Below are 24996 nucleotides of genomic sequence, written 5' to 3'. Positions count from 1 at the left end.
CTCCAGATCCGGCACGCTGCTCACACAGAATTCGGCGCATGCCCAACTTGCCAGACTAGCTCACGGGCAGCGACCTGACCAGAGCCATGGGCTGCTTCGCTGGCTCGACGCCGTCATCTGTCTGCAGGCGGCTGCGCTCAGTCTCCGCCGCGGCGGAGACGGGCGTTGGAGGAGTCCGGCCCGCCGGTGACGACGCGCCGGACGCCGCGCATCCCTTCGATTACTCGACGCTGGCGGCCGCCAGCTCCTCCTCGACTCGGGACTCGCGACGCGCACGGCGGCGTTCCAGGGGACCTTCGACGATGGAGTAGAGCGCGGGCAGAACAAGCAGCGTGAGCACCGTTGACGACAAGAGACCGCCGATGACGACGAGCGCGAGCGGCTGCGAGATGAACCCGCCGTGACCCGTGATGCCGAGGGCCATCGGGGTCAGCGCGAGCATGGTGGCGAGGGCGGTCATGACGATCGGGCGCACGCGTCGCGCGCCGCCGGCGATGATCGCCTCCCGCACGGCGAGCCCACGTTCCCGGAACTGGTTCACCAGGTCGACGAGCACGATGGCGTTGGTGACAACGACGCCGATGAGCATGAGCACGCCGATGAGCGAGGCGACGCCAAGCGGGACGCCGCTCACGAGCTGGAGCAGGATGGCACCCGTGGCCGCGAAGGGCACCGACACGAGCAGCAGGAGCGGCTGGAGCAGGCTCTTGAACGTGGCCACCATGACGATGTAGACGATGAGGATCGCGGCGAGCAGCGCGAGTCCGAGCTGCTGGAAGGCGGCGGCCTGGTCGGCGCTGACGCCGCCGAGCTGCGCCGTGGCCCCCTCCGGGAGAGTCAGCGTGTCGAGCTGCTCGGTGATAAGCGCGTTGGCGGAGCTGAGGTTGTCGTCCGTTGGTACAACGGTGACGGATGCGAGGGGCACGCCTCGCTCCGAGGAGACGGAGACGGGGCCTTCGACGATCTCGACGGTGGCGAGACTGCTGAGTGGCACGGGGCCGAGGGCTGTGGGGATGCTCGTCGCGCGCAGGGCGTCGATGTTGGCCGGCGGCTCCGACCCGAGCAGGACGACCTGGACGCTCGAACCGTCGACGGTCAGCGTTCCGACCGGCGTGGGCTGGAGCTGCTGCGCCACGATGGCGCCGATGGCGGTCTGGCTGAGGCCGTATTGCGCGGCGGTCGCCTGGTTGATGTCCATCTGCACGAACGGGCGGGTCTCGTCGAGGTCGCTCGTGACCTCGCCGAGCTCTTCGATCCCGCCGAGCACGGCGACGACCTGGTCGCTCGCTTCGCGGAGCTTCTCGGTGTCCGGGGCGGTGAGGTCGACGCTGATGGCGCTCGAGAAACCGGCGCTGCCGCCGCCGCCGACGGAGATCTCGCCCGCTTCCTCGGGCAGCGCGCCGAGTTCGTCTCGGAGCGCGGCCTGGATGGCGTCCGAGTCGGCATCGGTCGATGTGGTCACCGAGAAGCTTGCGCGTGATGCGCCTCCCCCGGTGAAGAGCGAGGCCGCTCCGCCGCCGCCGATAGTGAGCTGCACGGTCTCGATGCCTTCCTTGGCGCGGAGGATGTCTTCGACCTGTGAGGCGGCTTCTCCGGAGGCGGCGAGGGTGAGGTTGGGCTCGAGGGCCTGCGTGACGGTGAAGCTGTTGCTGCCCGTATTGCCCAGGAAGTTGGTCTTCATCAGGGGTGCGAGGGCACCGGTGACGACGAGGATGAGGAGCGCCGCGCCGAGGGTGATGAGGGGACGGCGAAGGGTCCAGCCGAGCACCGGCTCGTAGCCGCGCTGCAGCCAGCTCGACTCCTCGGTTGCGGTTGCGAGCTCTGAGTCGGGCCCGTGCTCCGCTCGCCCGGCGGCGGCGGCTTCGTGCTCGGCCTGGCGGCGCATGGCCCGGCGCGGGTGGAGCTCTTCGTCGTCGCTGCGCAGTCCGAGCGGCGCGAAGCGGCCGGCGTCTCGCCGCGCGCGCTCTCGTCGTGGCCGGACGCGCACGGCTTCGACGGGCGTGTCATCCCTCGCCTCGCCTGCTCCGCTCGGCTCCGGCGCCGTCCGCTGTTCAGCGTCGTCGGCGGCTTCGCTAGCCAGCACCTGCTCGCGCGCCGGCTCCGGCTCGCCCGAAGCGTGGGCTCCACCAGCACCCGACCAGGTCTCGGCAGTGCCGACCCTGGCCTTGCGCTGCAGGTGCCGGCCGCCGAGCATCCAGTACGCCAAGACCGGAACGATCGTGAGCGACACGAGGAGCGAGGCGAGGAGCGCGATGACGCTCGTGAGAGCGAAGGGGCGGAAGAGCTCGCCGGAGATGTCGCCGACGAACGCGATGGGCAGGTAGACGGCGACGGTTGCGATGGTGGCGCTGGTGACGGCGGTCGCGACCTCGCGCACGGCCTCCGTGATGACGCGCACACGCTCGCTGCCGCGCAGGCTCGCGGCCGGGTGCATCGACATGTGCCGCTTGATGTTCTCGATCACGACGATGGAGTCGTCGACGACTCGACCGATCGCGATCGTCAGGGCACCAAGCGTGAGGATGTTGAGGGAGTATTCAGCGGCCTGCAGGCCGATGAACGTCACGAGGAGGGACGTGGGAATCGAGATGGCCGTGACAATCGTCGCGCGGAACGACAGCAGGAACACGAAGATGACGATCACCGCGAAGACGAGGCCAAGCAGGCCCTCGACGACCAGTGTGTCGATGGACTGCTGAATGAACGGGGCCTGGTCGAAGACGATCTGCAGGGTCGCGCCCCCGCCGATCGACGCCTGCAAGGCCGGCAGCGCATCCCGGACCGCCTGGGAGACCTCGACGGTGTTGGCGTTCGCGAGCTTGGTCACCGAGACCGTGAGCGCGTCTTCGCCGTTGACGCGCGAGATGGAGGTGGCTGGCTCCGGCCCGAGCTCGAGGGTGGCGACCTCGCCGAGGGTCGTCGTGGCGGGGTTCGCACCGCTCAGCGGGAGGGCGGCGATCGCGTCAACGTTCTCGAGCAGCGTGCCGGCCTGCACGGTGAGGGCGTCGTCGCCCTCGGTGATCTGGCCGATGGGGATGAGCGTGCCCGCCGCATCGAGGGTGTCCCGAATGTTCTGGATGCTGGCCCCGGCGCCCGCGAGCGCGGCCTGGTCTGGGGTGATCTCGATGCGGGAGACCGGGGCGCCGCTGACGGCGGCCTCGCGGACGCCGTCAAGCTCGGTGAGTCCGGGCACCGTCGAGCTCTCGAGGCTGGCGGCGAGCTCTTCGGCGCTCGTCCCGCCGGTCGCGGCGATCTGGATGACGGGGAAGTCGTCGATCGACCCGCTCAGCACGGTCGTTTCGGTGCCCTCCGGCAGTTGGCTCTCGATGCGGTTGAGGGCCTGCTGGATGCGCTGCTCGGCGTAGACCGTGTCGGTGCCGTACTCGAACTCGACGGTCACGGAGGAGAGGTTCGCGCTCGACGTGACTTGCGTGGAGGAGAGCCCCTGGAGGCCCTGCAACGACGTCTCGACGAGCCGGGACACGTCCTCGTCGACGATCTCGGGCGAGGCCCCCGGGTACGAGGTCACGACCGACACGATGGGCAGGGAGACCGACGGAATGAGCTCCTGCTTGAGGGAGGTCATCGACAGTCCGCCGAACAGGAGCACGGAGAGCGTCACAAGGGCGATCAGCGCGCGGTTTCTCAAGCTCATCTCAGCGAGTTTGTGCACGCCGTCAGTCTTGCACGCACCGCCGAGAGCAACCGGAACCCCGCTGAGGGCTCCCCGAACCGACGATCCGGGAAGCGCTCAACGGCTCAGCGTTACCTTAAGGCGCAGCGCTCACGACAAGAGAGCTGTAGCCGGTGGATTCCCACACCACGGTCTCGTCGACGCTCTCCCCGCCACTTCCGAGGGCTCGAACCCCCATGGCCAGGCCGGTCTCTGAGCTGAACACAAGCTGGTGCTCATAACCAGTGCCCTCGTCCACCGCGACGGCCACTCCCTGGCGGCCGGAGAAATCGACAGGCTCGTCGAGCAGGCGGACACCCGGAATGAGTGCCGCAGCTTCGATCAAGACCGCCCGTGTCCCGGCATCCACCACCCCCGGTTGCAGTAGGTGTCCGATCGCGTTCAACGCGCCCATCTCTCGACCAACGCTGAAACCCGTCAACTCATAAACCTGTTGCAAGGCGACCTCTGGATCCTTCGACCACTCGATACCCGCCTGCTGAAAGTCCTCGAACCGAGTCGTGAGGAACGCGCCCCCCGCTGCACGCTCGTAGCCAGCATCCAGACCCGCTGCCTCGTACATCTCTGCCTCGCCCTCCTGGAACGTCTCGATGTCCGCAGCTACGAGCGCAGCGTCCGCGCCTGCGGCCTGCTCGTAGCTGACACCGACGAGCGTCGTGACCCACTCGGCACCTCGGTCGGCGGGAATATAGAAATCTCGAATCGACGAGAAGTGCCAGTCTGGGCGACCGCCCGCATGTCCCTGCGGAGGGAGCTCATGCCCCTGCAACGTACGAACCTCCACCTTCAGGAAGTCGCCTGGACCGAGCACTGGGTCTCCTGCTGCCCGTGCGCGTCCAGCCGCACCGGCCAGGAAGTCTTCAGCTGTGCTCGCTTCCGTTGCACTCACCACCGGGGCTTGTGCCACCACGGGCCTGTCACCCGAGTGCAACGCGATCGCGACCACGAGAGACACGATCGCTGCCCCCGTCAGCGCGATCGTTCCGACAGCCCAGGTCGCCAGCGAACCTGTTCGGCGATGGGTATCACGCGGCTTCGCTCTTCGCCCCGCTCCCCGCGCTGCCCGCTCGAGGAGCGCATCCCGGCCGGCCGCAACGGCGGAGGAGCTCGGCTCTGCCTGGTCAGCGCGCACTCGGCGCAGCACTTCGATCTCGTCCATTGCTCGTCTCCAATCCTGTCGCGGCCTGCCCTCGTGGGTGCCGGCGTTCCTGCAGTTCGGTGGCGCGCTGGAGTTTCCTGCGCGCGCGGTTGAGGCGTGAGCGGACCGTCCCGACGGGGATGCCCAGCGCTGCGGCGACCCCTTCGTAGTCGAGCTCGCCGAGCGCGTAGAGGAGCAGCGCATCCCTGTCGCCTTTCGACAGCGACGCAATCGCGCCGCCCAGGTTGCGCATCCGCGCGCCCGCATCGAGCCGAGCCTCGGCGGCCGACGTGAAGTCGCCGTCCTCCGCCGCGGCCGCCGCGTCAGCGGCCGTGAAACTGCGCCACTCTCTCGCCTCGAGGCGACGATGCTTCCTGAGGAGCGTCGTCGCGATGCCGAGCAGCCACGACCGCACTTCTCCCCTCGTCGTATCGAACCTGCTGCGTTGTTCGAAGGCCACGAGGAACGTCTCCGACATCACGTCGTCGGCGATCTCCGCGTTGGTTCGTCGAGCCGCGTAGCGGTGCACGAGCCGGTGGTGTCGGTCGTACAGCTCTGCGAAGGCCGCGGGCTCGGCCCGTGACCGCTCGATGATCTGACTGTCGGTGCTCACAACAGGTATTGCAGGATCGGGCGGACAGAGTTCACGCGAATTTTCGGGCATCGGTCAGCAGCGCCGCGGGCAGCCGGGTCGCCGCGTACAGCACCGGCCAGCTCAGACCGGCCCGAGCGCGAACCAGAGGGTGAGCGCGGGCAGCGGTACCGCGAACAGCAGCCCGGCGAGCAGGTTGATGCGCCAGTACCGCCTGAGGATGGCGGCGAACTCACGCAGGATCGCGCTCGGCCAGTAGTAGCGGGCGACCGGAGCCTGCACCGCCTGCGCGTCGACGCCGAGCTCACGGGCCAGCATGGCCGCCCGCATCGCGTGGTAGTTGCTCGTGGCGATGATGCCTGGCCCAGTGATCCCTTCGCGCTCCAACAGGGCAGTCGTGAAGCGCAGGTTCTCCTCGGTGTTCACCGACTCCTCTTCGCTGAGGATGCGCGGCCCGGCTTCCCTGACCACGCCGTCACCCGTGCTGAGCTCGCGGCGCGCGTTCGCGGGATCAAGCGCCCACTCGCGCATGGCCCGCCCCTCGGCGAGCGCCTCGTCGCTGCCCTGCCCACCCGACATGACGACGACCGACGCGCCGACGCGACTCGCTGCATCCAGACCGGCGCGGATGCGCGAGGCGAGCAGCGGAGGCACGCGCCGACCGCCGGAGAGCCCGGAGCCGAGCACGATCACCCAAGTGCCGACGGCGCGGCGCACGAGCCGTGAGTACAGCCACGAGTAGCCGATGAAGAGGGCGAAGGCCGCGCCGAGGTAGGCGGCGCCAAGCGCGAAGAACAACGTCACCGCAAGGAACACGTCGCTCTGGAGGAGCATGGCGACAAACGGGAGCACCGCAAGCGCCGTGAGCAGCACCCCCAGCGCGAGCGAGAGCAGGTTACCGAGGGAGCGGCCCTCGCGCCGAACCATGAGCGCACCGTTCGCGTAGAGGATGACGATGAGCAGGAACAGCAGCAGCGGTGAGAGCAGGAGCGGCAGCCAGGTGAGCAGGCCGACCATGGCCGCGATCTGGCCGTTGAAGCTCGAGAACGCGGCGAGCAGCACCACTGCGGCGGCCACGATCCACACGCCGTTGCTCAGGCGCCTCGGCTCGCGCCGTGTGCGCCGGAACGCGACGAGCGCCAGCGCGGCACCCGCGAGCAGGGCCACCAGCGTCGACACCAATGTCAGGTCCTGCGTGATGATGACGCCCCCTTGTGCTGTCCTGCCGGGCCGTGCCGGCGGATGCGCACCAGTATGCCGCACGCGCGCATCCGCGCTCAGGGCGTGGCGGGGGCGCGTCGCGACAGGTCGGCGCAATCGCGATATAGCGCGAACACCCAGACTCGCGATATAACTTGACTCGCAGCTGCCCGGCTCAGCGCCGGGCGCTCGACATTAACACCCCTTCCGAGGAGCAGCAGTGGCTATTGAACAGTGGATCGTGGACGGGCCCCGCGTCATCGACGTGCAGACCGTCCGCAGCGTTCGCGCACGACTCGCGGGCGGCGCCATCAGCGTGCTCGCGCACGACGAACCGAGCACCCGAATCGAGGTGTCCAGCATCACCGGGCGAGACCTCAAAATCGCCATCGACGGCGACAAGCTGCTCATCGACCATCCCCAGCTCTCGTGGACCGACGTCCAGACCTCCGCGAAGACCATCTGGAACCAGCCGACCGTGGTCGTCAGCGTGCTCGTGCCCGCCGGCATCGACGTCGACGTGCTCGGCGTCAGCTCGGAAGTGCTCGTCGCCGGTGTCAACGGCCGCATCGACGTCAACACGGTCGGCGGCGAGCAGTTCCTCGACGCCACCCGCGGCGAAGTGCACCTCAACTCGATCGGCGGGGAGATCAGCGTGCGCGGTCACGAGGGCAAGGCGGTCGTGAAGACCGCCTCGGGCGACGTGACGGCAACCGGCCCCCTTGTGAGCTTCGACGGCAGCACCGTCTCTGGCGCGACGATCGTCGACGTCACCTCCGGCTCGCCGAGCCTGATCGCCAATAAGTCCGTGAGCGGGTCCACGACCGTGCGACTCCCCGGCGACACCCACCCCAGCTACCAGGTCTCCACCGTCGGCTCCTCCGTGCAACTCGACGGTCTCCACCTCGAGCCGCTGCGCGGGACCACCTACCGCTCCGAGCCGAAGGACGGCGAGGTCACCGACGTGCGCATCAGCACCGTCACCGGCCGCGTCTCCGTCATGCTCTCCGCGCGCATCCCACGGGCCGGCGACACACCGGCCGACTTCGACCAGCGCATCGACGCACGCCTCGCCCCGAACGCCGCCCCGGGCGACGCGGCCGCCCAAGACCCACGAAGCACGACCGCCGACGCGGCCACCACGACGGGCGCCGACGCCGAACCCGGCGGCGGCATCGAGGGCGACGCCAGCTCCGAACCAGAAGCAGACAGCACCAAGCCGGGAGGCACCGAGTGACCCCGCCAGTCTTCGCACACGGCCACCTTCGCCTCTACCTGCTGAGCCTCCTCGAGGAGCAGCCCCGCCACGGCTACGAACTCATCCAAGCCCTCTCTGAGCGGTTCGACGGCACCTACTCGCCAAGCGCCGGCACCATCTACCCGCGCCTCGCGAAGCTCGAGGAGGAAGGGCTCGTCACCAAGCACAACGACGGGCGCAAGAGCGTGTACCGCATCACCGAGGCGGGCCGCCGCGAACTCGACTCGCGCCGTGAGGAGCTCGCGTCGATCGAGCAGGATGTCGACTCCTCCGTCCGCAGGCTCGCCGCCGACGTGCGCCACGGGCTCGCGAGCGCTCGAGAAGAGCTGCGCGCCGAGTTCGCGAAGCTCGCGCAGGAGTTCGGGCCGGATGCGCGTGCCGGCTTCGAGCGAGCCGCGAGCGCCGGAGCTGCAGGCGCGGCCTCCGCGCGGGGCTTCTTCGCCGGAGCGGCGAAAGGTTGGAACGAACCACGCGAGAACCCCGCAGAGATGCCGGACGACACTCCTCCCGGGTTCGTGCCGCCTGGCTTCAGCGGCACGCCAGGCGCAACGGGCGAGCCCCGCCCGCAGGACCCGCCGCAGCCGCCGCCTGCACCGCGCGCCCCAGAGGGGCCGAGCTCCGCTGACGACGCCGCCTCCGCGCAACGCACGCACGGGAGGTTCGACACCTGGTCCTCGGCCAGCAGCTCGCGGGTCTGGAGCCGGGGCACCACCGGCGGCGGCGCCGCGGACAACGACGGCACTCCCCCTCGCGGCGACGACGCGACGAGCACCGCTGGCGGCCCGAGCACGCCCCACCACGAGGGCGGGCGCGAGCAGCTCGAGGCGATGGCACAGGCCGACCTCGTGCTCAACCGGTTCCGCCACGAGCTCCGGCAGGAGATCCGTGCGGCGCAGAGCGAGCAGCGATTGTCGCCCGGCATCGTGACGTTCCTCGATCAGGAGCTCGAGCGCGTGCGCGAGCGCATCACCCACGCCCTCGGCGCTCGCGATCGGGGCTCGGACACCTCCAGCACGCCGTAGTCCGCTCGTCTGCCGTCGCGCCGCAGCCGCAGCGCCGCACGCCGAGGCTGAACCCAGGGCCGCTTCCCATCGGAAGCGGCCCTGCTCGTGTGCGCGTGCGCGTGCGAGCGTGCGCGTGTCCAACATCAGTGCGCAAAGCAGGCCGACGGCCGAGTTCGCACGCCAAACGCCTCGATTCCACACGGAAGATGGACACCACCGCGGCACCTGGCCGCGGGTGCGGCGCGTTCCGGGGTGGACGCGGGGTGGATGCGGGGCGGATGCGGGGTGGATGCGGGTGCGCCACGACCAGCGAACCCGATGAGTGAACCTGAGGACTGCTGGCGACGCACGCCGCGCGAGGAGTAGCGTTGCGGCGTGCCCACGCCCGCCCGTCTCCTGCTTGCCGTGTTCATCGGTGGAGCCCTGGGAACGCTCACCCGGTTCTGGCTCGGTTCCATCGTCGCCGCCGCGACGATGCCGCAGGGGTCCGTGGACCTTGCCGAGGTCTCGGCGGGGAGCGTGCACGTGCTCGACTCCGACCTCGTCGCGGCCCTCATCGCCAACCTCGCAGGATCCCTGGCGTTGGGCGTCATCGCCGGCGCGCACTGGCCAGCGCGCCGCGCGATCTGGCGGGCCGCCCTCGGCCCGGGTTTCTGCGGAGGGTTCACCACGTTTTCGCTCATCGCCCTCGCGCTGGCCCTGGTCTTCTCCTTCTCAGCCTGGGCGATGACGGCGTTTGTGCTCGGCACCGTCGGTGGCATCGCCCTCGTGTTCCTCGGTCGATCTCTCGGCCGACGCCTCGCCCCACCGCCGACCGACGCGCCCCGCGCGGAGGGGGAGCCGTGATGGGCATCGGCCTGGTCCTCGCGGTCGCGGTCGCGGGCGGCTTGGGCGCGTGCATCCGCTACGTCTCGGTCGAGGGCTGGCCGCGCAGGCCGGAAGCGCTCGGGAGCGGGCCAAGCAGCGACCGCGGGGCGCCGCCCGCGCTGACACCTCGACGTCGCCTCGCACCTGAGTGGCGCCTCATGATCGTCAACGTGGTGGCCTCGTTCATCGCCGGCTTCGCCGCGGGGCTGCTGCCGTTGCCAACGCTCACGTCGATGATCGTCATCTCGGGCTTCTGCGGGGGCATGAGCTCGTGGAGCTCCGTCATGCTCGACGCGGCAAACGCGCTGCGGGCGCGTCGCCTCGGCATGCTCGCCATCATCGTGATCGTGCAGATGCTCTGGGGCGTGCTGGCAGCTCTTGTTGGCCTGACGGTCGGCCAACAGCTGGGCGAGGGATTGGGCGTCGGCCTGCTCGGCCTGTAGCCAGGCCCGCGCGCCGCTCGCACGGCGCGTGTCATCCTCGCGAATGATCTGCGCCGGGCAAAGACCCCCCAGAGGAGGGGGCGGATGCGCCCGCAGGCGGTCGAGGCGCGAGGGCCCGGGCGGGCACCTTGGAGGCATGACTTCGCACCCAGCTTTCGAGACATCGGCCAGATCGCCGCATCCGCATCCACAGCACAACGGCTACGCGCAGCCCGCGGCGCACGCGGCGCAGCCCTTCGCCTCGGTGGGCTTCGCGCAGCCCCGACCCGTGGTCGGGCTCAGCCCCGCAGGGCACCCAGAACCGGGCACGGTTCTCGCGGCGCGCTCGCTCAGCAAGTCCTACGGCGCTACGACGGCGCTCGCCGAGGTGAGCATCGCCGTCCGAGCCGGTGAGGCACTTGCCATCATGGGCGCCTCCGGGTCGGGCAAGACCACGCTCCTGCACAGCTTGGCGGGCATCATCACGCCAGATTCCGGGCGCATCGACCTGTACGGCAACGGCGACAGCCGCGAGATCACCGCCCTGTCGGAGGCGAAGCGCACCGACCTGCGGCGCAGCGAGTTCGGCTTCGTCTTCCAGGAGGGCATGCTGCTTCCCGAGCTGACCGCACTCGAGAACGTGGCCCTCGCGGCGATGCTCTGCGGCGTCGGCCGGTCGAGTGCCGAGCAGGCCGCAGCCCAGTGGCTTGCCGCCATGGGCCTCGGTGGAATGGAGGGCCGCCGCATCGGCGAGCTGTCCGGCGGCCAGGCGCAGCGTGTGGCGATCGCCCGGGCCCAGGTCACGGGTGCGCGCATCGTCTTCGCCGATGAGCCGACGGGCGCCCTCGACTCCGCGACGAGCGCGGACGTCATGTCGGCGCTGCTCGCAGCAACCGCACGCGCCGGGCGCAGCCTGGTCGTTGTCACCCACGACCCCGACGTCGCAGCTCGATGCGACCGAACGGTCCGGATGCGCGACGGTCGCGTCCTCGATGACACGGCGGCCCGCGCATGAACGCCCAGCCTCGACTCGACGATCACCTCGTTGGCGACACGCGCCCGACCGGCGCCGTGCAGCAGCTCGCCGCATCGCCAACGGTGACGGCGGGGGCCACGCCCGTCCCACCTGCCGCCGCTCCCCCGCGTGGGGGCGGGCGCGTCCCGCTCCTGACGCTGCTCCGGATGCTCACCCGCCCCGACGCGGTCGGCATCGCCGCGGTCGCCCTGCCCGCGGTCGCCTTCGCGGTCGTGACGGCGATCACCCTCGTCGTCGTGGGCGGCACGATCATGCTCTTCACCCCGCCGCCCGGCATGGACTCGCACGGCTTCTTCGCCGTGTTCGCGCTGATGCTCCTCACCGTGCCGTTGCTGACGCTTGGCGTCGCCGCGGCGCGCTTGTCCGCTCGACGTCGGGACGACCGGCTCGCGACGCTGCGGCTCCTCGGCGCATCCACCAGGGTCGTGACGCTGCTCGCCGTCGCCGAGGCGACGCTGATCGCACTCGTCGGCATCCTCGCTGGAAGCCTCCTCTACGTGGCGCTCCTGCCACTGGTCGGCCTGCTGCACTTCTACGGCGGACCGGTTGGCGCCGCATCCATGTGGGTTGGGTTCCCGATCCTGGCCATGACCGCCGCCGGCATCGCGGTGCTCGCCGCCGCGAGCTCGTTCGCGGGGCTCGCCGCGGTGCGGGTGACACCGCTGGGCGTGCGCAAGCGCGACAAGGCACCCCGCGTCAAGTGGTTCGCGCTCGCAGCCGGCGTTCTCACCTTGCTCCTCGCCGTCGGCCTCATCGCCGTCTCGCAGGGCCTCATGACCGCCTTCGGCATCGTCGGCATCTTCCTGGCGATCTTCGTGCCGTTCGCGATCGGGATGCTCGCCCTCAACCTCATCGGCAGCCCCATCGTCGGACTCATCGGCCGGCTGATGGCGAAGCGCGCGAAGACCCCGGCACGGCTCATCGCAGGTCGGCGCCTCGCGGAGGCACCCGGGGTCGCCTGGCGCAGCGTCTCGGGCATCGCGATGATCGCCTTCGTCTCCGTCATCGGCGGGAGCGGCCTCGCCCTGCTCGACATGGCGAGCGGCAGCGCAAGCATCTCGGCTGAGGAGCTCATCCTGCTGACCGACCTGCGCACCGGGGTGCTGCTGACGCTGCTCATCGCGTTCCTCATGCTGGCCTGCACGGTCGGGGTCTCGCAGGCCGCGGCGATCCTCGATGAGCGCAGGCTGCTCATCTCGCTCGACCGGGCCGGCATGCCTCGGCGAGTGCTCGAGCAGGCGCAGCGGGCGCAGGTGTGGGCGCCGTTGCTGCTCGCTGCGCTCGGCGGCGCTGGCGCCGCGATCGCCCTGGTCCTGCCGCTCGTCGGCGTCTCGCTGCTGATCGCGCCGCTCGCGATGCTCACGATGCTGCTCTGCTTCGTGCTCGGGTTCGGCGCGGTTTGGGTCGCGCTCCTCGGAACACGACCCGTCGTGAGCTCGGTGCTCGCGTCGCCGCAGCGGATGTAGGTCCGGCGTGGGGAGCGGCGGTTAGCGCGGGACCGTCGCCGCGACCCCGGCCCACTTGACGTCAGCGGGCGTCTCCCCGAGGCGGTCGAAGACGCCCTCGGCGAGCCGCTCCGCGTCGAGCCTCGCGGCGACCGGGTTGCGTCGGTTCGTGCCGTACCCCAGCAGCGCGACGCGGTTGTCTCGCCGACTCCACCCGTCGCGCAGGCGCGCCATGCCGCCCTGCTCACGCAGCTGCAACGGGGCGAGGTGCCGCATTGTCGGCCGGTTCCCTGTCGCCCAGACGATCGCATCCGCCTCGAACCGATCGCCGCTCGCGAACGTCACACCCCCAGCCTGGATGCTCGCCAGCGGCCCCCGAGACACCAGCAGGCCTCGCTTGATCGCCGCCAGCGTGCCCCGCGACAACGGGATGCCTCGAACGCTGACCTCGCTGGGCAGCCGCTCGCCGCGCTCGACGAAGCGCACAAACTCGGCCTCGTGCTTCGCATCCATCTCACGCTGCCTCGTGTCGGTGCGCGAGGGCAGGGTCAGGCGGGGCAGCTCGTTGAAGTCGGGCGAGCGACGCGTCGACCAGGCCGTAGCGGATGCGATGGGCTCCAGCTCGCGCAGGATCGTTACGGCAGAGCGCCCACCGCCGACCACGAGCACCCGCTTGCCAGCGAAGCTCGCGAGCGACTCGAGATGCGCGGCGGGGAGCTGCTCGCCGGCGAAGTCGAGCACCCCCGGGTACCACGGCACGAACGGCGACGACCAGTCGCCCGTCGCGTTGATGACGAACCGGGTCGTGATCGTGCGCGGCGGACGGTCACGGACCTGGAGGTGCACCGTCAGCAGCGGCGACCGCCGCGTCGCCTCCACCCGCAGCACGCGAACGGGGCGCGCCACGTAGAGGTCGTACGCGTCTTCGTACCGGCGCATGAGCGGCGGCATGATGTCGCGCACGATGGCCTCTGGGTCCTGGTCGCTCAGCCGGATGCCGAGCTCCGACAGCCCGGGCGGCCCCGTCAGCAGCGGCGTGTGCCCCACGGTCTGGAAGTCCCAACCCCGCCCCCACGAGCCGCCAGGCTGCGGCTCGGCGTCGAAGACGACAAAATCTCGCAGAGGGCGAAGGCCCATCTCGGCGAGCGTCGCAGCCACCGTCACGCCGGGCACGCCCGCGCCGATGACGACGAGGTCGATATCGGTCTTCACGGCGAGCACGTTCGGCTTCCTGTCGATGCGGAGGGGGTGCACCTGAGCGGGCGCTCGGACGACGATGCGCTTCCGTCCGGTAGGGGTCAGTCTAGGGACGCGGAGTGACGCGGCCGGGTCGGCGCACCGAAGATCCGCTCGCCCGCCGTGGTAATGTGAGCGTCAGATTTTCGTTAACGACTTGCGACCGGGTGGCCATTCCTGCCCGGCCCGACTTATAAGGGGGTTACGCATGGGGCGTGGCCGTCAAAAGGCGAAGCACACCAAGGTCGCCCGTGAGCTCAAGTACTCCGTACATGAGACGAACTATGACGCGCTGGCTCGTGAACTCTCCGGTGGCTCCTCGAGCTACCCGGCGACTCCGCCAGCCACGGATGAACCGAACGACGACATCCTCTCGAAGTGGTCCGAGTACCTCGACGATGATGACGCCGACGAAGACGACGACGCGAGCGGCTACGAGCAGAAGCGCGCCTAAGCGGCAGCGCACGACTCCCCCGAGTTGTGCGCGCACCGTTCTCGCGAGCTTCCGAGCCGACCGCATCACGCTGTGATTGAACTTCAGCCGCCGAGCTTCCCCGCCGCAATCGCCGTGGCCGTCATCTTGATCGTCGGCAACCTGGTCAGCATGCTCACGGTTCGCTGGGGAGCAGATGGTCGCCTCGACCGCTGGGGCTACGCGGGTCTACGAACCGCCGCGACACGCGCATCCGACGAAGCCTGGCGCACCGGGCACGCGGCAGCGCTCCGCCCTGCCAACACGGGGGCCGGAGCCGGCATCGTCTTCGCGGTCGTGTCGGTGCTCTCGGCAGGAACCGTCGCGCCCTACCTCGTCGCGCTCGCGCTCGCCGTCATCGCGACCCTGACCGGCGTCATCTTGAGCTTGGTCACGGCGCACCGAGCGGCGAAGGGCGTCACCGGCGCCTGAGCGCGCGCCGCGAGTCACACCCCGTCGCGGAGGTTCCTCGCGAAGCTCGCGGTGCGCGTCCGCAGGTTCTGCGTCCGCTGCTCGCGGGCCGCATCCCGGTCGTAGCCGATGTAGGCCGACGGCGGCAGACGGCGAACGTTCGCCGAGCACTCGAACTCGGCGCACACCAGCGTGCCGACCGTGTCGCCGCGGCGCCCCGCGTCGCCCGTGCGCTTCGCACTGTAGAAGACCACGTCGTTCGGCAACGTCACGTCCTCACACCACGAACACATCGCCCGCCGCGTCGGCAGCTTGCGCGCACGCTCGAACATGATCGCGACAAGATCGTCGTCGACCGGGATCACCGCGTACGCGCGGCGACCCAGCTTCGGATCAGTCCACCCCAGGAAATCCCGGCGCTCCCAGTCGACCTCATGGAACCCGGGTGGGAGGGTCAGGTCGCTGACCTCCTTCCGTGAAGCGTTCACGAACGCGTCCCGGATCTCAGACTCGGTGAGCTGTTGCATCCTCCGAGCGTACCCAGCCGGACCTTCAGAGACCGTCAGCGAACTCCACAAGCGCCTTCGCAAGCGGGTCCGGGGCCCCGATCGCAACATAATGGCCGCCCGGAATCACAACCGCCTCGACCCCCGCCCGGTCACGGGCATGCTGCTTCGCGAACTCAAGCGGAAAGAACAGGTCGTCCTCCGCGGCGATGAAGCCCGTGGCAACGGGCCGCCCAACACCCGGCCAGGCCGCATCCATCCACGACCCCGTCTCCTCCCGCACACGCGCCTTCGCGTCGACGATCAGGTCGTCGGGCACCATGTTGTAGAAGACCGCGTCGTCCTCCCCGTCGACGCCGAGCGCGGAGTGGCCGGTCGCCTCCCACCACTCCTGCATGGTCTCGCCCGGCTTCGGGATCATGCCCGCGACGTAGACGAGCCCGTCTGCGTCGAGGCGCTCCGCCACCAGGGCCGCCGTGAAGCCGCCGAGCGAGTGGCCAACGATCAGCAGCTGCTCGTTCTGGCCGTCACCGTCGGAGCTGTCGCCCCGCGCCTCGTCGAGCTGCGCGGAGACCGAATCCGCGTAGTCGACCAGCGACAGGCCCGGCTCGTCGATCGGCAGATCGACCGCAACCGCGCGATGCCCGGCCTCCTCGAGCTTCGGCGCCACCAGATGCCAGTCCCAGCCCGACGAGCCTCCACCGTGGATGAGCACAAACGTTGCCATGGGTTCCCCGTCTTCGCGCAGTCAGTTCGAGCGCGGGTGCACACGCATCCGCCCTCCCACCCTGAGGCCATCACCTGGGCTTTCGCCTGATGGCCTCGCCCGACGCCGACGCCCGGCGCTCGCGTTTCGGGATGGATGCCTCATCTCGGGATGGGTTGCAAGCCATCCCGAGATGAGGAACCCATCCCGAAACGAGACAGGCGGACGGGCACGGGCGCGGGCGCCGGCGTCGGCGTCAGCCGAGGCAGGCGGATGCGCCGAGAGCGCCGCGCGCTCAGCTCGCGACGAGCGGGCGTTCGTTGCGGTCGGCGGCGACGAGGGCGGTCGCGAGCACGTGGATGCCGACGGCGATGTCGTCGGCTTCCGTGAATTCCTCGGGCACGTGGCTGCGCCCGCCGACGGATGGCACGAAGATCATGCCCATGGGGCCGAGGTGCGCGAGGTGCGCCGCGTCGTGTCCGGCGCCGGATGGCACGGCCTCCCACGTGTAGCCGAGCGCGTCGGCGGCCTCGCCGAGGAGGCGTTGCACGTCGGGGTCGGCGGCGACCGGGTCCTGGTCGTTGAGCCACTCGATGGCGGTCGTGACGCCGCGTTGTGCCGCGCCGGCCGCGATGTCGTCTGCGACGCGTCGCTTCGCACCGTGCAGCCACGACGCATCCACGCTGCGCATCTCGGCCCAGATGCGGGCCTCGTCCGGGACGATGTTGAACGAGCCGGGCGACGACTCGATGCGGCCCGTGGTCGAGACCCCGTGGATGGGGGCGCCGCAGGCTTCGCGCTCGATCGTGAGGATCGCTTCGGCGGCGGCGATAAGCGCGTCCTGCCGGCCCTGCATGGGCATGGTGCCCGCGTGATCGGCGCGGCCTGAGAACGCGGCCATGAGCCGTTCGATGCCCGCGATGGCCGTGACGACGCCGATCTGCCTGCCGCTGCGCTCGAGTTGCGGCCCCTGCTCGATGTGCAGCTCGAGGTACGCGTGCAGCGAGCCAGGGGCCCATGCCTGGCCGAGCGCGCCGCTCGTGTCGAGGCCAAAGCCGGTCATGGCGTCGCCGAGCCGCAGCGCCGAGTCGCCGTTGGTGCGCTCGAGATGCTCGGGGAGCAGCAGCCCCGCGATGGAGCGTGAGCCAATGCAGGACACCCCGAACGCGTTCGCTTCTTCGCCGAGGAAGTCGACGACGTAGAGGTCCCGCGACAGCGTGATGCCTTCCTCGCGCAGGCGCCTCGCGACCTCGATGCCGCCGAGCACGCCGACGATGCCGTCGTAGCGACCGCCCGCGTGCACCGTGTCGGTGTGCGAGCCCGTCATGAGCGGCTTCAGCGACGAGTTTCCGCCCCGCAACACGCCGACCACGTTGCCTGCCGGGTCGATGTGCGCGTCGAGGCCGGCCGCGCGCATCCGGTCGCGAACCCATTCGCGCCCCGCGCGGTACGCGTCAGAGAACACTCGCCGCGAGAAGCCCGGCTCTGCGCTCTCGACAAGCGCCGCGAGCTCGGTCAGGTCGGCGAGCACCCGCCCCTGGTCTGGCCTGAGGCGCGACGGGTCGACGGCGCCGAGCAGCGCATCTGCGGTGTCAGCCGACATAACCGACCGTCCCGCCGACGAGGCCCGAGTCGCGGTACTTGAGGAAGTCGATGCCCATGATCTGCTCGATCTCGGCCAGTCCGGATTCGTCGATCGCCGACGACGACACCGGCAGCGCCGACGCGGGCACCGAGATGAGCACAACCTCTTCGCCCTCGTAGGCGTCCTTCACCGCGACCGCTTCGCCGAGCTTCGGGTCGAGGATGATGATCGTGTCCGGGTAGGTCGCGACGCGCTCGCCGCCGGACTCGATGGCCATGTACTCGTTGAGGTACGGCACGGTGAAGTCGCCGATGCGGAACGTGCCGTGGTCCCAGCCGCCGTGCGTGTCGGTCGGCACTTCGAAGCCGAGGGGGCCACGCGAGACGACGGTGCCACCAAGACGCTCGACGACTGCCTGCACAAACGCCTCCTGCTTGCTCGCGCCGCGCTTCTTGAGCGCCGCCGCCATGTCACGCCCGAGGTCGAGGGCGAGCGAGATCGAGCCGTGCGCGGCGTGCTCGCGCACGTAGCTCAGCTCGACGGGGTTGCGCGCGGCCGCGATGAAGCCGCCGGTGCGTACAGAAATGTCGCGCAGCACGTCGTCGCACGTGTTGATCGTGCCCTTGTTCACCGACAGGAAGTGGCCGTGCAGGGCGCGGTTGCCACCGGAGACGACCTGCGTCGCCACGTAGCCCTCGCGCTCGGCGAGACCAAGCGAGCCGAGCTTGCCGGTCGGGTGCGCGCGCACGTCGCCCGCCACATCGAGCACCTTGACGCCGAGCACCGACGACTGGATCCAGCCGTTGAGGGTCGTCGAGTAGCCGTTCTGGGCGGTCATGACGGCCGAGATCGGCACGTCGGTCGCCGTGATGAGCTCCTGCAGCGCGTGCACGTAGTCGACGGGGCGGATCTCCCAGTTCTTCGCCGCTGGGGCGCCGATGGCCGTGACCGTCGCCACCCAGCTGTCTTCCGGGAGTTCATCGACGCGCGCGAGCACGGGCCGGTTCAGCTCGGTCGCCATGCGCCCCATGAGCTCGCCGTGGTGCTTCCACCCGCCGCCCCCGCACGCGAGCACACCGCCCCCGAGCACTCCATGGACGGCGTCTTCCTGGGTCAGTTCACGCACGGGCGTTCCCTTCGTCTGGGGTTGAGGTGGCTGGGGATGCTTGGAAGTCAGGGGCATCAGCGGGTGTAGCGGGGTGAGCGGATGCGCCGCGCGCGGCCAGCCCGAGGGCGGCGATGGGTGCATCCCCGGTCTCGCCGCCGCGCTCGATCGCTGCGCTCGCCTCGTCGTAGCCGGCCGCCGCGTGGCGGATCACGCCGAGCCCGGTGTCGAGGTCGAGCGCGAGGCGGAGGCGCTCGAGCGTCTCCGGCTTGCCGTCGGCGACGATCGAGACGCCGGCCGACTGCATCCACCCCGTGTACCCGCCGCCACCCGAGTGGATGGCGACGAGGTCGGCGCCGGCCGTCGAGAGCAGCATGGCGTCGAGCAGGGGCCAGTCGGTGACCCCGTCCGAGCCGTCGCGCATGCCCTCGGTGCCGATACGCGGATGCGTCATGCCCGCTGAATCGAGGTGGTCGCGGCTGAAGAGCACCGGCGCGGTGAGGCGTCCGTCGGCGACGAGCTCGTTGGCGGCCTGCGCGAGGCGCGAGCGCTCGCCGTGCCCGAGCCAGCAGGACCGCGCGGGCAACCCCTGCTGCGGCACATGCACACCCGCGAGGGCAAGCCACTCGGCGACTTCAGGACGCTCGGGGAAGAGCGACGACGCGAGCGCATCCATCGTCAGCTGGTCTTCGACGTCGCCGGACAGGCACACCCAGCGGAACGGGCCGATACCGCGCGCGAAGAGCGGCCGAAGGTACGCCTCCATGAAGCCCGGAATGCGGTTGACGCGCTCCGTCTCACCCTCGCCGAGGTATTCGAGCGCCTTGACGCGCAGGTTGTTGCCGTTCTCGAAGGCGATGGAGCCGCGCTCCTGCAGCGTGAGCATGGCCTCGACCTGCTTGGCCATGGATGCGCGCGCCAGGGCCTCGACGCGCTCCGGCTCGGTCTCGCGGGCCGTGAACCACTCGTCGAGCGTGTACTCGAGGGGCACGTAGCCGTAGCGGGCGTCGTGCGCCGCGGTCTGATCGGTGACGATGTCCGGGGTGACGCCGCGCGCAGCGAGCTCCGCAAACACGGCCGCCGCGTTGGCGCGCAGGGCCACGGCTGCCGGGACGCCCTCGGCGCGGGCCGCCTCGATGAGCGCGAGCGCGTCGTCGAGCGACGGGGCGAGCACGTCGATGCCGCCGACCGCGAGCGCACGGTCGATCTTCACCTGGTCGATCTCGACGGTGAGCGACGACAGGCCGAGGATGCGCGCCGAGATCGGCTGGGCCGACCCCATGCCGCCGAGACCGGCCGTGAGCATCCACCGGCCCTCCGCCCGCGCGTCGTAGTGCTGGACCAGCACCTCGCGCAGCAGCTCGTACGTGCCCTGAAGCACGCCTTGGCGACCGATGTACTGCCAGGCGGCGGCGGTAAGGCCGCCCCAGATGGTCTGACCGGCGCGGTACCGCTCGTAGAAGCGGTCGCTCGTCGCCCAGTTGCCGACCGTGTTGTTGACGGCGGAGAGCACCATGGGCGAGTCGCGCTTCGTCGACATGACGCCAACCGCGGCACCGGTCTGCAGGATGAGCGTGTCGGCCTCGTCCAGCTCGAGCAGCGAGTGCACGATGCGGCAGGCCTCGTCCCAGTTGCGCGCGGCCTTCCCGAGCGACGCGTAGACGATGAGCTCGGCGGCGTTCTCGCCAACCTCGAGCACGTTCTCGAACATGCGCAGCAGCCCCTCGGCCCGCCAGTTCTTGGCGCGTAGCTTCGTGCCGCGCTGGGCCGTGATCGGCTGGGTACCGCGGGCCAAGATCGGGCTCGCGAGGGGTGCGGATGCGGGGGGCGGCGGCGTGCCGATGTCGCCGGTGGGTGACGCTGCGGGGGTCGCGGCTGATTCAGGCACTCTGGTCGCTCCAGACTTCGAGGTCGACGTTCGATGGGAGTTTCGCGGCGAGCTCTGCCGCCCCCTGCTTGAGGAGGGCGATGCGCTCGTCCAGGGCTCCAGTCTGCCGCTCGTCGCCGACAAGCGACAGGGAGCACAGCGCCCGGCCGCCCGCGAAGACCGGGACGCCGATGCCGACCATGCCCGGCGTGATTTGCCCGTACGAGACCGCGTGCCCCTCGGCTCGCACCTGACGCAGGTAGGGCTCGATCATCTCGGGGCTCATCGTCGCCGTCGTGTACGCGCGCAGGCCGCCAGAGAGCAGCTCGCGCACAACCTTCTTCGGCGCGTAGGCGAGGAGCGGCAGGGCGGTCGCGCCGGCGTACAGGCTGCGCACCTTGCCGCGGCCGAACGGGATGCGGTGCTGCGGATGCGCGTACGACACCTCGAGGCACACGGCGGTGATGTGGACCCGCACGGCGAGGATGGCGGTCATGCCCGTGAGCTCACGCAGGCGCCGCAGCACGGGCGCCGCGTACCGCACCAGGTGCGGCGACGCGTCGTCGGTCTCCGCGAGACGGCTCGAGGGCATCAGGTAGCCGTCGATCTCGATCGCGAAACCCGCCTCGCGCAGCACCGTGACGTAGCGGTACACGGTCGACAGCGGCATGCCCAGCTCGCTGCTGATCTCAGAGATCTTCAGGCGACCCCGCCCCTGGATGAGCTGCAGGATCTCGAGGCCGCGGTGCAGCGACTTGTAGGCCGCACCACCTGCGCCGCCGGTGGACGTCACTCCCCCTGAGATGTGTCGCCCGCTCGGGTCCGCCTTCGGTCGAATGTCGCTCATGGTCAGACCAGCACCTCTCCCCTGCCCGCAGCGGCGAGAAGCCCCGCCGACTCGGAGTACACCAACTCGCCCCGCGCGAACGTGTGCGTGACGCTGCCACCCGGCGACATGCCCTCGTAGGGCGTCCACCCGGCGTTCGACAGCATCCGGTCGAGCTCGATAGCCGCATCCCCCGGCGTGAAGACGACGATGTCGGCGTCCTTGCCCACCTCCAGCGAACCCTTGCGGGCGTCCAGGCCGTACCGGCGTGCTGGCGCGATCGTGAGCGCATCCACTGCCTGCGACAGCAGCGACTCGCCCGGGTCGCGGCGCAACGCGCCCCCCAGGGTCGCCGCGACCAGCGTCTGCACCCCGGGGGCGCCGGAACTGTTGTCGAGCATGACCTCATGCTCCTTCAGCTCGCGGGACCACGGCGCGTGGTCGGAGCTGACGACGCTCACGGCGCCGCGGCCGATGCGGTTCCACAGCCCCTCCCGGGCCGCGGCGTCGCGCAGCGGCGGGTTGATCTTGAGATGCCCGCGCTGCGTCTCCAGGTCGTCCGCCGTGAAGGTCAGGTAGTGCGGGCAGGTCTCCAGCGTCACGTCGGCGCCCTGCGAGCGGTACCACTCGACCAGGTCGACGCTGCGGGGCAGCGAGAGGTGGCACACGTGCAGTCGCGCGCCCGTATCGGCCGCGACCTCGAGCGCCGTCAGCACGCCAAGGGTCTCCGACACCGGCGGCCGCGACCGCGAATGCGACTGCGGGTCAGTGCTGCCCGCCGCACGCTCCTCCTGCAGCAGCGCCTGAATGATCTCGTTGTTCTCAGCATGTGTGCAGAGCGTGCGGCCCGCATCACGGACGGCGGCCATGACGCTCAGCAATTCACGATCGTTGATGCGCGGGAAGCGCGTCTCGTGCGTGTGGAAGAGGGAGACTTTGAAGCCGACGGCGCCGGCCTCGGCGAGGTCGCCCGCGGCGCGCCAGCCACCGCCGGGCGCGAGCGTGCCGAGCAGCGCGACGTCGATGTGCGCCTCGTCATTTGCAAGGTCCTGCTTCGCCCGGAGGCGATCGAGGCTGTTGATCGGGCCAGTGCCGTCGTACGGCATCTCCACAATCGTGGTCACGCCACCCGCCGCTGCCGCACGGGTCGCCGCCGCGATACCCTCGCCGCCGTGCGAGAGCGAGTGCACGTGCGCATCCACCGCCCCTGGCAGCACGTAGGAATCGCCAACGTCCACCACACGAGCACCCGCCGGCGCCGGGGACCGTGAAGCACCCGCATGCACGGCGACAATGCTCGGCCCGGCCGCCCAGACCTCACCGGGCCCCCACTCGCCACGCGCATCCCGGATCCGGCCGCGCACGATGAGGGTGGCGTCGGGGTCTTGCTTCGGCTGCACGGCGGGGTCCATGCACACAGAATAAGAACGCCGCGCCCGATTCGGCTAGAACGTTCTTAGTTCACGGGACGAACTGGGCGCCAGCGGTCAGCGTCAGCGCGCAGCGGTCAGCGGATGCGGTGGTGGTCGAACACGATGCTCGTGCGAGTGGATGCGACGGCCGGGTGCGTCGACAGGTTCGCGACCACAAACTCCCGCACGTCGTTCGAGTCGCGCACCGCGACGTGCACGATGAAGTCCTCTGAGCCGCCCAGGAAGAAAATCTGCACCACCTCGGGCAGCGACCGCATCTCCTCGGCGAAGTGCGCGAGCTCCTGCCGCTGCCCCGAGCGGATGTTCACGCTGATCAGCGCTTGCAGTGCAAGGCCGAGCTGTGGCAGCCCGACGTCGGCCGTGAACCTCGTGATGACGCCGCGGTCGACCAGCGACCGCACGCGCGCGATGCACGTCGACTGCGCGATGCCGACGGCGCTCGCGAGCTGCGTATTCGACTGTCGCGAGTTCGCCTGCAGCAGCTCGACGAGGCGCCGATCGATGTCGTCGAGCCCGCCCTCGTCGATGCCCCGAAGTTCCTTCGGCGTCCCGGCCACCCCAACCCCCTTCGGTCACAGAATTATGCCAATTCTCCCCCACCGACAGAGGATTCTGCGGCATTCACCCTATTCGAACCACGATCTGCGCATGATTTCTGCAGAACTGCACCGACAGAGCACGAACACAAAGGGGTAATCATGCGCATCGGGGTCCCAGCGGAGATCAAAAACAATGAGAACCGCGTCGCCATCACGCCCGCCGGAGTGCACGAACTCGTGCGGCACGGCCACGAAGTCTTCATCGAGGCGGGAGCGGGACTCGGCTCCGGCACCACCGACCACGCCTACGAGGCCGCAGGGGCGAGCATCCTCTCGACCGCCGACGCCGTCTGGGCGCGCGCCGAGCTGCTGCTCAAAGTCAAGGAGCCCATCGCCTCCGAGTACCGCCACATGCGGCCCGACCTCGTGCTCTTCACCTACCTCCACCTGGCCGCCGACCGCGCACAGGCGGAAGCGCTCGCAGGCGCAGGCACCACCGCGATCGCCTACGAGACGGTGCAGCTGCCGAACCGCTCGCTGCCACTCCTCACACCCATGAGCGAAGTCGCTGGACGCCTCGCGACCCAAGTCGGCGCCTACCACCTCATGAAAGCCGCCGGCGGGCGAGGCATGCTGCTCGGGGGCGTTCCCGGCACCCCGAAAGCGAAGGTCGTCGTCATCGGCGGCGGCGTCGCCGGAGAGCACGCGGCAGCCAACGCCGTCGGCATGGGCGCCGACGTCACCATCATCGACCTCAACATCCCGCGCCTCCGGGAGCTCGAAGTGCAGTTCCAGGGCAAGATCCAAACGCGGGCCTCGTCGGCCTACGAGATCGCGGCGCAGCTCGCCGAAGCCGACCTCGTCGTCGGGTCGGTGCTCATCCCGGGCGCCGCAGCCCCGAAGCTCGTCACCGACGACATGGTCGCCAGCATAAAGAAGGGGTCAGTGCTCGTCGACATCGCCATCGACCAGGGCGGATGCTTCGAGGGCTCGCATCCCACCACCCACGACGACCCGACCTTCCCGGTGCATGACTCGATCTACTACTGCGTCGCCAACATGCCGGGCGCCGTCCCCGAAACCTCCACGCGCGCCCTCACCAATGCGACGCTCCCCTACGTGACCGCCATCGCCGACAAGGGTTGGAAGCGCGCCATGCAGGAGAACCCCGCGCTCGCACTCGGCCTCAACGTGCACGGCGGGCACATCACCAACCGCGGCGTCGCGACCGCGCTCGGGCTCGAGTACCGCCCCGTCGACGAAGTCCTCGCCGCCGAGTAGGGCCCGTCGGGGAGGCAGCGCCCGCAGCCGAGGCAGCGCCCGCCGCCGAGGCAGCGCCCGCCGCCGAGGCAGCGCCCGCAGCGGAGGCAGCGCCCGCCGCGGAGTAGTCGAGGCGTGGCGCCGCACAGTAGTCGAGGCGTGCCGCCGCGCAGGCGCCGGGCGGCCGACCGAGTTCCGTCCGGCCAGGATTGGCCGAGGCGAGTGCTCGCGATCGCTGCCAGCCGAATGGCCGCTACGCCGCTCGGTCACGCAAACGCTGCCAGTGAAATAGCCCTTCTGGACAGCTCAGAAGGGCCTGTGATGTCTCGGGACATCGGTGACAGTTCTGTATCAGGACATTGGTGACAGTTGATGTCTCAGGACATCGGTGACG

22 protein-coding genes are annotated in these 24996 nt (G+C 70.1%); 9 read left to right on the top strand and 13 right to left on the bottom strand.

Annotation, left to right across the window (positions count from 1 at the left end):
• Nucleotides 1-220 precede the first annotated feature (220 nt).
• The 4 genes from ACPYN9_RS16480 to ACPYN9_RS16465 all read right to left on the bottom strand — a co-directional run bounded on the left by ACPYN9_RS16480 (nucleotide 221) and on the right by ACPYN9_RS16465 (nucleotide 6687).
• On the bottom strand, nucleotides 221-3655 hold the full coding sequence (locus tag ACPYN9_RS16480) for an efflux RND transporter permease subunit (RefSeq protein WP_424467846.1): 3435 nt from the start codon (nucleotides 3653-3655) through the stop codon (nucleotides 221-223).
• Nucleotides 3656-3770: 115 nt separating this feature from the next.
• Nucleotides 3771-4853, bottom strand: a complete 1083-nt coding sequence (locus ACPYN9_RS16475) for a hypothetical protein (protein WP_424467844.1) — start codon at nucleotides 4851-4853, stop codon at nucleotides 3771-3773.
• Nucleotides 4816-5445 carry an RNA polymerase sigma factor gene (locus tag ACPYN9_RS16470; protein ID WP_424467842.1) on the bottom strand — a complete coding sequence of 210 codons (630 nt, stop codon included), beginning with the start codon at nucleotides 5443-5445 and terminating at the stop codon, nucleotides 4816-4818. The genes ACPYN9_RS16475 and ACPYN9_RS16470 overlap by 38 nt, the downstream gene beginning before the upstream one ends.
• 102 nt (nucleotides 5446-5547) lie before the next feature.
• Nucleotides 5548-6687: a YdcF family protein gene (locus ACPYN9_RS16465; RefSeq protein ID WP_424467840.1), complete on the bottom strand. Its 1140-nt coding sequence runs from the start codon at nucleotides 6685-6687 to the stop codon at nucleotides 5548-5550.
• A gap of 157 nt (nucleotides 6688-6844) precedes the next feature.
• On the opposite strand from ACPYN9_RS16465, the gene ACPYN9_RS16460 reads away from it, so the two are divergent.
• The 6 genes from ACPYN9_RS16460 to ACPYN9_RS16435 all read left to right on the top strand — a co-directional run bounded on the left by ACPYN9_RS16460 (nucleotide 6845) and on the right by ACPYN9_RS16435 (nucleotide 12677).
• On the top strand, nucleotides 6845-7861 hold the full coding sequence (locus tag ACPYN9_RS16460) for a DUF4097 family beta strand repeat-containing protein (RefSeq protein WP_424467838.1): 1017 nt from the start codon (nucleotides 6845-6847) through the stop codon (nucleotides 7859-7861).
• Nucleotides 7858-8904 carry a PadR family transcriptional regulator gene (locus ACPYN9_RS16455; protein ID WP_424467836.1) on the top strand — a complete coding sequence of 349 codons (1047 nt, stop codon included), beginning with the start codon at nucleotides 7858-7860 and terminating at the stop codon, nucleotides 8902-8904. Before ACPYN9_RS16460 ends, ACPYN9_RS16455 begins: the two co-directional genes overlap by 4 nt.
• Nucleotides 8905-9261: 357 nt before the next feature.
• Nucleotides 9262-9732, top strand: a complete 471-nt coding sequence (locus ACPYN9_RS16450) for a fluoride efflux transporter FluC (RefSeq protein ID WP_424467834.1) — start codon at nucleotides 9262-9264, stop codon at nucleotides 9730-9732.
• Entirely contained in the window at nucleotides 9732-10196 is a 465-nt protein-coding gene (locus tag ACPYN9_RS16445; RefSeq protein WP_424467871.1) for a FluC/FEX family fluoride channel, read from the top strand. Before ACPYN9_RS16450 ends, ACPYN9_RS16445 begins: the two co-directional genes overlap by 1 nt.
• 136 nt (nucleotides 10197-10332) lie before the next feature.
• On the top strand, nucleotides 10333-11190 hold the full coding sequence (locus tag ACPYN9_RS16440; RefSeq protein ID WP_424467832.1) for an ABC transporter ATP-binding protein: 858 nt from the start codon (nucleotides 10333-10335) through the stop codon (nucleotides 11188-11190).
• Complete coding sequence (locus tag ACPYN9_RS16435) at nucleotides 11187-12677, top strand: FtsX-like permease family protein (RefSeq protein ID WP_424467830.1); 1491 nt, start codon at nucleotides 11187-11189, stop codon at nucleotides 12675-12677. The genes ACPYN9_RS16440 and ACPYN9_RS16435 overlap by 4 nt, the downstream gene beginning before the upstream one ends.
• Before the next feature lie 21 nt (nucleotides 12678-12698).
• Here the strand turns inward: ACPYN9_RS16435 and ACPYN9_RS16430 are convergent, their stop codons facing one another.
• A complete protein-coding gene (locus tag ACPYN9_RS16430; protein ID WP_424467828.1) occupies nucleotides 12699-13877 on the bottom strand; it encodes a flavin-containing monooxygenase in 1179 nt (392 codons plus the stop codon).
• Between the two features lie 223 nt (nucleotides 13878-14100).
• On the opposite strand from ACPYN9_RS16430, the gene ACPYN9_RS16425 reads away from it, so the two are divergent.
• Together ACPYN9_RS16425 and ACPYN9_RS16420 are read left to right on the top strand one after the other, a co-directional pair.
• A complete protein-coding gene (locus ACPYN9_RS16425; RefSeq protein WP_424467826.1) occupies nucleotides 14101-14346 on the top strand; it encodes a DUF3073 domain-containing protein in 246 nt (81 codons plus the stop codon).
• 72 nt (nucleotides 14347-14418) lie between these two features.
• Nucleotides 14419-14796 (top strand): SdpI family protein, encoded by a 378-nt coding sequence (locus ACPYN9_RS16420; protein ID WP_424467824.1) that lies wholly within the window; start codon nucleotides 14419-14421, stop codon nucleotides 14794-14796.
• 14 nt (nucleotides 14797-14810) lie between these two features.
• Here ACPYN9_RS16420 and ACPYN9_RS16415 read toward each other — a convergent pair whose 3' ends face one another.
• The 8 genes from ACPYN9_RS16415 to ACPYN9_RS16380 form a co-directional block, all read right to left on the bottom strand.
• Nucleotides 14811-15302, bottom strand: a complete 492-nt coding sequence (locus ACPYN9_RS16415; protein ID WP_424467822.1) for an FBP domain-containing protein — start codon at nucleotides 15300-15302, stop codon at nucleotides 14811-14813.
• A gap of 25 nt (nucleotides 15303-15327) precedes the next feature.
• Nucleotides 15328-16008 (bottom strand): alpha/beta fold hydrolase, encoded by a 681-nt coding sequence (locus tag ACPYN9_RS16410; protein ID WP_424467820.1) that lies wholly within the window; start codon nucleotides 16006-16008, stop codon nucleotides 15328-15330.
• Between the two features lie 274 nt (nucleotides 16009-16282).
• Nucleotides 16283-17590, bottom strand: coding sequence for a M20 family metallo-hydrolase (locus ACPYN9_RS16405; RefSeq protein WP_424467818.1), 1308 nt, complete (start codon nucleotides 17588-17590; stop codon nucleotides 16283-16285).
• Entirely contained in the window at nucleotides 17580-18698 is a 1119-nt protein-coding gene (locus ACPYN9_RS16400; RefSeq protein ID WP_424467816.1) for a DUF917 family protein, read from the bottom strand. Before ACPYN9_RS16400 ends, ACPYN9_RS16405 begins: the two co-directional genes overlap by 11 nt.
• A complete protein-coding gene (locus ACPYN9_RS16395) occupies nucleotides 18691-20565 on the bottom strand; it encodes a urocanate hydratase (RefSeq protein WP_424467814.1) in 1875 nt (624 codons plus the stop codon). Before ACPYN9_RS16395 ends, ACPYN9_RS16400 begins: the two co-directional genes overlap by 8 nt.
• Nucleotides 20558-21391, bottom strand: coding sequence for an IclR family transcriptional regulator (locus tag ACPYN9_RS16390; RefSeq protein ID WP_424467812.1), 834 nt, complete (start codon nucleotides 21389-21391; stop codon nucleotides 20558-20560). Before ACPYN9_RS16390 ends, ACPYN9_RS16395 begins: the two co-directional genes overlap by 8 nt.
• A gap of 2 nt (nucleotides 21392-21393) precedes the next feature.
• Nucleotides 21394-22782, bottom strand: a complete 1389-nt coding sequence (locus tag ACPYN9_RS16385) for a dihydroorotase (protein ID WP_424467810.1) — start codon at nucleotides 22780-22782, stop codon at nucleotides 21394-21396.
• Between the two features lie 95 nt (nucleotides 22783-22877).
• Entirely contained in the window at nucleotides 22878-23360 is a 483-nt protein-coding gene (locus tag ACPYN9_RS16380; protein WP_424467808.1) for an Lrp/AsnC family transcriptional regulator, read from the bottom strand.
• 141 nt (nucleotides 23361-23501) lie between these two features.
• Between ACPYN9_RS16380 and ald the strand changes: the two genes are divergently transcribed.
• Entirely contained in the window at nucleotides 23502-24623 is a 1122-nt protein-coding gene (gene ald / locus ACPYN9_RS16375; protein WP_424467806.1) for an alanine dehydrogenase, read from the top strand.
• Nucleotides 24624-24996: the final 373 nt, after the last annotated feature.

Origin of the sequence: Pseudoclavibacter helvolus (genome assembly GCF_049707175.1) — a bacterium.
GTDB classification, from domain to species: domain Bacteria; phylum Actinomycetota; class Actinomycetes; order Actinomycetales; family Microbacteriaceae; genus Pseudoclavibacter; species Pseudoclavibacter helvolus_A.
The sequence above is the reverse complement of the archived record's forward strand: the minus strand, read 5'-3'. Positions and strand labels throughout refer to the sequence as shown.